This window comes from Mesorhizobium intechi (assembly GCF_002879535.1).
GTDB lineage: Bacteria > Pseudomonadota > Alphaproteobacteria > Rhizobiales > Rhizobiaceae > Mesorhizobium > Mesorhizobium intechi.
On the sequence record NZ_PNOT02000119.1, the window covers coordinates 1 to 5,325 of the forward strand.

Annotated in this window: 7 protein-coding genes and 1 pseudogene; 5 read left to right on the forward strand and 3 right to left on the reverse strand. The window is 63.1% G+C overall.

What is annotated here, in order from left to right; genetic code table 11:
- Window positions 1-308: pseudogene (locus C1D09_RS10770) on the reverse strand (isopenicillin N synthase family dioxygenase); the annotation flags it as partial.
- Window positions 309-416: 108 nt separating this feature from the next.
- Here C1D09_RS10770 and C1D09_RS10775 point away from each other — a divergent pair.
- Window positions 417-815 (forward strand): GFA family protein, encoded by a 399-nt coding sequence (locus tag C1D09_RS10775; protein WP_143974245.1) that lies wholly within the window; start codon window positions 417-419, stop codon window positions 813-815.
- 149 nt (window positions 816-964) lie between these two features.
- Complete coding sequence (locus C1D09_RS10780; protein ID WP_143974246.1) at window positions 965-1,177, forward strand: hypothetical protein; 213 nt, start codon at window positions 965-967, stop codon at window positions 1,175-1,177.
- 6 nt (window positions 1,178-1,183) lie between these two features.
- On the opposite strand, the gene C1D09_RS10785 is transcribed toward C1D09_RS10780, so the two are convergent.
- Window positions 1,184-2,089, reverse strand: coding sequence for a hypothetical protein (locus C1D09_RS10785; RefSeq protein WP_143974247.1), 906 nt, complete (start codon window positions 2,087-2,089; stop codon window positions 1,184-1,186).
- 170 nt (window positions 2,090-2,259) lie between these two features.
- Here C1D09_RS10785 and C1D09_RS10790 point away from each other — a divergent pair, with 170 nt between their 5' ends.
- From C1D09_RS10790 to C1D09_RS10800, 3 genes are all read left to right on the forward strand, one after another.
- The gene (locus C1D09_RS10790; protein WP_143974248.1) at window positions 2,260-3,132 is read left to right on the forward strand and encodes an undecaprenyl-diphosphate phosphatase; all 873 of its coding nucleotides are present in this window, start codon (window positions 2,260-2,262) and stop codon (window positions 3,130-3,132) included.
- Between the two features lie 134 nt (window positions 3,133-3,266).
- Complete coding sequence (locus C1D09_RS10795) at window positions 3,267-3,887, forward strand: transglutaminase-like cysteine peptidase (RefSeq protein ID WP_143974249.1); 621 nt, start codon at window positions 3,267-3,269, stop codon at window positions 3,885-3,887.
- A 121-nt stretch (window positions 3,888-4,008) separates the two neighbouring features.
- Window positions 4,009-4,800, forward strand: a complete 792-nt coding sequence (locus C1D09_RS10800; protein ID WP_143974250.1) for a phosphodiester glycosidase family protein — start codon at window positions 4,009-4,011, stop codon at window positions 4,798-4,800.
- On the opposite strand, the gene C1D09_RS10805 is transcribed toward C1D09_RS10800, so the two are convergent.
- Window positions 4,797-5,325 (reverse strand): DedA family protein (locus C1D09_RS10805; RefSeq protein WP_246135707.1); only part of this gene is annotated, 529 nt, incomplete at its 5' end. The two genes, C1D09_RS10800 and C1D09_RS10805, sit on opposite strands and share 4 nt — an antisense overlap.

Consider the following 5,325-nt stretch of genomic DNA (forward strand, 5'->3'; position numbering starts at 1 on the left):
ATGTCGATGCCTTCCTTGTAGGAAACGGCTGTCGGCTGCAGCGAAAACCAGCCGCGATAGACATTCTTCCTGCTGCGGTCGAAATTCCAGCGCAGCAATTTCTGCTTCTCGGTGTCGGGAAGGGCGAAGATGCGCAGCAATTGCGCTCGGCGTTCCGGCGTCAGCCAGGCGTCTCCGCGAAAATCCCGAACCGCCATGAAGCCTATTCCCGAAGCGGCCGCCATGATGCGGGCGTCGGCGCGGTCGCGGCCGGGCGAGGACGGCCCGAACAGATCCGCAATGCCGATGGTTTCGATGTCTTGTGTCATGGCTCGCCCATCACGGTAATCGATGAAACAGTATCAAAGCTTTTCAATTGACCCAATCGGTCCTGCCCATTTACCTCGGCCGCACATTCTCATCATGGACACGGTGATATGGCTAAACATCAGGGCGGGTGCCTGTGCGGAGCGGTGCGCTACAGCGCCGACGCGGCGCCTATCAACGAACGCATCTGCCATTGCCGGCTTTGCCAGAAGGCGATCGGCGCCGCCTTCAACGCGCGCATGCTTTTTCGCATCGATGAGGTGACCATCGAGGGGCCGCTGGCCACCGTGAACACGTCGCCCGATCTCAAGCGCGGCTTCTGCCCGAGTTGCGGCACGACGATGTTTTCGCGTCGCGACTCCGCCGGCATCATCGGCATCACCACCGGGTCGCTTGACGATCCCTCGGCCTTCAGGCCGCAGATGCATATCTTCACCGCCTCGAAGCAGCCTTGGGTGATGCTCGGTGACGGCCTGCCGCAACATGAAGGCGCTCCGCCGCCGGGCTGAAGATCGTTCCTTCTTGCCCTGGAAGAAGGCAACGCGACCATGACCGAAAATTGATCCAAATCATCACGCGATAGCCGGCAAAACGTCATTGGCCGGCCATCATTGTCCTCCTATCTATGCTGCGCGGGCCGGTATCGAGGAGACGACGGATGGACGACAGCATCAGCAGCCTGGACGAGCTTTTAAGCGATCCGATGGTCCTGCTTGTTATGGAGCGCGACCGTGTCCGCCCGGAACAGGTACGCATGCTGCTCGAACGAGCTCGCAGCCGGGCGCCCGATGACGCACGCGCCGATCAGCCGGTCGTTCCGCCGGCCCACATAGTGGCCAGAAGTTGCTTCCAGCAATGGCTGCGCAGTTAGGCGCGGTCAGTTGGAACTGGCCGACATGTAGCTGTAGTGGCTGCGGAAATAGGCAATCCTGAAGCCGAGGCGCGCATAGTTGCGATAGGCCGGGCCGTCGCGTTCCTCGTGGGGCGCCTCGATGTCGGCGACGAACAGCTTGGCGCCGGCGGCAATCCCGTCGCGCACCAGTGCTTCTCCAATCACCGCGTCGAGATCGAAGCTCGGCGCCATGATGCCCGGCACCGGCGCTTCGATGCCGCTCCAGGCCGCGCCGTCGGCACCGATGAACAAAGAGCGCACCGCCGCCACGGCGCCGTCCCGCTTGGCCATAAAGTGATGCCAGCCCTGTCGACCGACCAGAGCCAGCAGCCAGGGTGAGGTGGGCAGCCGGTAGCTTTTGTCGATGAAGCCGGCCCATTCGCTTGCCGATGCCTTCGTCACGCGTTCGACCGAAACCCCATTAACGGTGAAAAGCGGCTCCGACGACAGCGGTTCGGCCCCGCGATAGATCCGCTCCCAGCCGCCCTGGCGCTGCAGGCCGCGCGCCTCGAGCCAGCATCTCACGAGCGATGGTTCGGTGTGTGGATTGACATAGAACCAAGGCCGCGAAATGCCCGCGGCGCGGTAGTGCGCTAGCAGCGCGTCGAGCTGGCTTTCCGAGGCCGGGCTGTCGACGCCGAAATTCTTCACGCAGTTGAAATGGACGAACGGGATCGTCGCGCAGGTGGTCCAGGCGAGGTCGCCTGCTCCCGCTATTGAAAGGCCTTGCCTTGCCGCGAAATCGGCTGGCGCGGCGGCATAGAGGTCGAGCCAGGCGTTCACCTCGGCGCGCTCGAGGGTGCGGCTGAGGTCGCGCGTGACATTCTCGATCGCGATGGCTGGCGGGCGGGGGTCGGCTGGCGCTTGCAATTCTGACAGGGCGGTCTGCATGGCGCTCCTCCATCACCAAACTTACAATGTAAGGTTACGAGATCATAATATTGATGCGCGACTTGTCAACTGGAGAGACGCCTTACAAATCGGTAAATTGGATTCCGCGCATCGCGCGTCTATTGCACGCGCGGACCGCTCTTCTAGATTCTCCGACGGAAAGGCTCGACATGGCTGACATTTGCACCCAGGGCGTGGACACGGGCTTTGTCGGTCTGGGATATGCCAAGGTCGCCTTTCTCGGTTTGGTGCAAGGTATCACCGAGTTGCTGCCGATTTCCTCCACCGCTCATATGCGAATCGTGCCGGCGATACTCGGCTGGCAAGACCCGGGCTCCGCCTTCTCCGCCGCCATGCAGCTTGCCGCCCTTGCAGCCGTGGTCAGCTATTTCTGGGGCGATGTCAGGGATCTTCTGTTCGGCTCGCTCGACGCGCTCAAGCGCCGCGATTTTTCCGACCGGCATTTCCGGCTGGCGTCCTGGATCGTGCTGGCGACGATCCCGATCGTCATTGCGGGCGTCGCGCTATCTGGCGTCCTTAATGCCTGCAATTCGCCGTTGCGCAGCCTGAGCGTGATCGGCTGGTCGTGCATAGCCATGGCGATCCTGCTGGCTCTGGCCGAAATTTTCGCCCGCCACAAGCGCACCATCGCCGAGGCGTCGCTCGCCGATGCGCTGCTTGTCGGCGTCGCCCAGATCGGCGCGCTGATCCCCGGCGTCTCGCGCTCGGGTTCGACCCTGACGGCGGCGCTGGGGCTCGGCTTCAAGCGGGCCGAGGCGGCGCGCTTCTCGTTTCTGCTCGGGCTGCCGGCGATCGCGCTCGCCGGTCTCAAGGAACTGTGGGAACTGCACAAGGTTCATCTCGACGCCCATGGCTGGTCGGTTCTTGCCACCGGGCTTGTCATCGCCTCGATCTCCGCCTTCTTTGCCATCTGGGGCCTGATGCGGGTGCTGGAACGCTTCTCCGCCTGGCCTTTCGTCATCTATCGCGGCCTGCTCGGCGTCGTTCTGTTGCTCGGCCTTGCGATGGGATGGCTGGCTTAGCAGGGCCAGTGTTGCGTGCCGGCACCAGTTGGGCGCATGAGTCGCTCCCTCGGAGATGTGATCGCCAGGGTTGATTGACTTCGGAATATAACCGCCCTTAACATTCTGTTAACAAAACAGGTGGGTGGGGCCGGATGGCATCCTCGATGGGTTGGCGCCGCAAGGCGAAGGGGCTGGCGGTTGCCGTGACCGTCTTCTGGTCGGTGGCGGGGTCGGCCTATGCCGCGCCTGCTTCCATGGTTGTCGGCGGCTCGACCTCCCAGCCGATCGGTCACTATGATTTTTGCAAGATCCATGTCGCCGAATGTTCGATCCGCTCGCCCGACAGCGTGCCGGAACGCCTGACCAGCAAGCTGCTGCACGACATCTCGGCGGTGAACCTCTCGGTCAACACGCGCGTCAAGCCGATGAGCGATATGGACAATTACGGCAAGGACGAGTGGTGGGCCTATCCGGACAACGGTTTTGGCGACTGCGAGGATTACGCGCTGGAAAAGCGGCGTGAGCTCAACAGCCTGGGCATTGCCATAGCCAATCTTTTGATGACGGTGGTTCGCAAGCCTGACGGCGAGGGTCACGCCGTGCTGACGGTCCGCACCGACAAGGGCGATTTCATCCTCGACAATCTGACTGACAAGGTCCGGCTCTGGAACCAGACGAGCTATCGCTACCTGAAGCGGCAGGCGAGTGACAACACCGGGCGCTGGGTTTCCATCCTGGGTGGCGACGAACAACTGGTCAGCGCGGTCAAATAGTCGGGTCGGCTCCGCTGCGTCCGAGCATCAACCTCGGTCCGTTCCGCTGGTGCGGCTCTTCCATCGTGCCAGCAAGTGGTGATAACCACGGCAGCTGATTGAAGCTGGCATCCGCAGGCGCATGGACTTTCTGACACTTCTGAACGCGGCGCCCCTGCTGCTGGGGCTGGTCAAAGCCGCGCTGCCCCAAGCCCTCGCCAGCACGATGGCATTCAGCCAATGGTTCGTGTCGTTGCCGCCGTGCCGCGGCTTCGCCTTCGAGGCGACCAGCTATCTCGTCTGCGAGGTGGATCCGAAGCTGTATTCGATCGAACTGTTCTGGAAGGATCCGGCCGGCAAGCCATTTCAGTCGCTGCACAATCTCGATGCTGCCCAGCGCGCGGCCGGCCGCACCATGCTGTTTGCCGTCAACGCCGGCATGTATCATCCAGACCTCCGGCCGGTCGGCCTCTATGTCGAGCGCGGCCGGGAAATGGCCGGCGTGAAGACAGGATCGGGAAGCGGCAATTTTTCGCTGCAGCCGAATGGTATCTTCTACATCAGCGGCGGCAAGGCCGCGGTCCAGGCGACGAGGGACTTCGTCAGGAACCGGCCATCCACCAACTATGCCACGCAGTCCGGGCCAATGCTGGTGGTCGACGGCCAGCTTCATCCGAAATTTCAGTCCGACGGCACCTCGCGCAAGACCCGCGACGGCGTCGGGGTGCGCAAGGACGGCGTCGCGGTCTTTGCCATTTCGAACGGCACGGTGAACTTCCATGCATTCGCACGGCTGTTCCGCGATGCCCTCGGCTGCGACAATGCGCTGTTTCTCGACGGCACGATATCGAGCCTGTTCGCGCCTGGCATCGGCCGCAACGACGATTACTGGAATCTGGGGCCGATGATTGGCGTGTTCAGGAAACGCCGCTAGGCGCGGGCGGTTCGCCTGCGCCAGAGCTTGAGCGCGATCACTGCCGTGATGATCAGGGCGACCACGCCGATCGCCGCCAGCCCGAACAGGCTGGTCACATCGAGTTCGGGAATGCTGCCGGCGCCCTTGGCCACCAGCCAACCCGGCGACAGCACGACCGGTGCCCAGATGATCGCGGACAGGATGTTGGCGATCTGGAAGCGGCGCCGGTGCATGCCCATCATGCCGGCGACCAGCGGCACGGTGGCGCGGACGGGGCCGAAGAAACGGCCGACGAAAACCGCTGCGAAGCCATAACGCTGGAAGAACAGCCGCGCCCTGGCGACCTCGCGGCGGTAGCGGTTGAGCGGCCATTTGTGGACGACGCCGCGCCCGAGCCACTTGCCGAGAAAGTAGGAAATGGTATCGCCGATCGCCGCCCCGACCATCGCGGCCAGAACGACCGGCAAAGGCTGGATGATGCCGGCCCCGACCAGGCCACCGACGATGATGAGCACCGTTGTGCCGGGCAAGACGATGCCGACG